The organism is Kluyvera ascorbata ATCC 33433 (genome assembly GCF_000735365.1).
Lineage (GTDB): Bacteria > Pseudomonadota > Gammaproteobacteria > Enterobacterales > Enterobacteriaceae > Kluyvera > Kluyvera ascorbata.
Window position 1 is genome coordinate 1 of sequence record NZ_JMPL01000234.1, and the last position, 859, is coordinate 859.

Below are 859 nucleotides of genomic sequence, written 5' to 3' on the forward strand. Positions count from 1 at the left end.
GCCTGGTGCAATATCAACCTGCGCTGCGAAAGCGGATAACGAGAGCCCAGCCAGCGGCAGCAGGCTCAGGCGAATGGCGTTAACCAAAGGTGTTGTTTTGCTAAAAACGCGTAAAGGCGTCATACCTTCTCCATCATCATTTTTGTTGTGTTCAGCTATGAGTCGAATGAGAAGGGGAAAAAGGACAATGAAAATGAGAATTATTTTTCTTACAGCGCCGAAATATTGACCCAGTATCGTGTAACAGTCTGAATTTTCACTGGAAGTGTCTGGGCAATAATCTCCAGAATCGCATCGGTATTTTTCAGCGGGAACGTGCCACTCAGGCGCAGCCCGGCCACCGCCGGATCGCAACGCAGCACGCCGTTGCGATAACGGCCCAGCGTGGCAATCACTTCACCCAGCGGTTTATCGCTGAAGCTCAGAACGCCCTGCGTCCAGGCGGCGCTTTCATCATCCGCCGAGGCGATTGCACCAAATTCAGACGCGCTGAACAGCAGGCTCTCGCCAGCGTTGACGATGCGTTTTTCCTGCGGGCGGTTTGCCAGTAAGACTTCAACCGCATGCTGTTGAACGGTAACGCGCGTGATGTTGTCCTGCTGATAGACGGTAAATTCTGTGCCTAAGGCGGTGAGCTGGCCCTGGCGGGTCACCACGCGGAAAGGCCTCTGCTGCGCATCTTTTGCGGTGGTAATCGCAATTTCGCCATACCAGAGGTGGACAGCGCGCTGATGCGTATCAAACCGAACGTCTGCGGCGCTTTGCGTGTTGAGCGTCAGCAGCGAGCCATCGTCCAGCCGCTGATGGCTGACCGCGCCTTTGGCGGTGCGATAGTCCGCGCGTAGACCTTCTCCGGTTT

1 protein-coding gene and 1 pseudogene are annotated in these 859 nt (G+C 55.3%); both read right to left on the reverse strand.

The genetic code is table 11. The annotated features are described in order from the left end of the window. Positions 1 to 123: pseudogene (locus tag GKAS_RS23355) on the reverse strand (Fe(3+) dicitrate transporter fecA); the annotation flags it as partial. Positions 124 to 209: 86 nt separating this feature from the next. After that, positions 210 to 859, reverse strand: a 650-nt coding sequence (locus GKAS_RS23360; protein ID WP_035897921.1) for a FecR domain-containing protein, incomplete at its 5' end; no start/stop codon positions are given.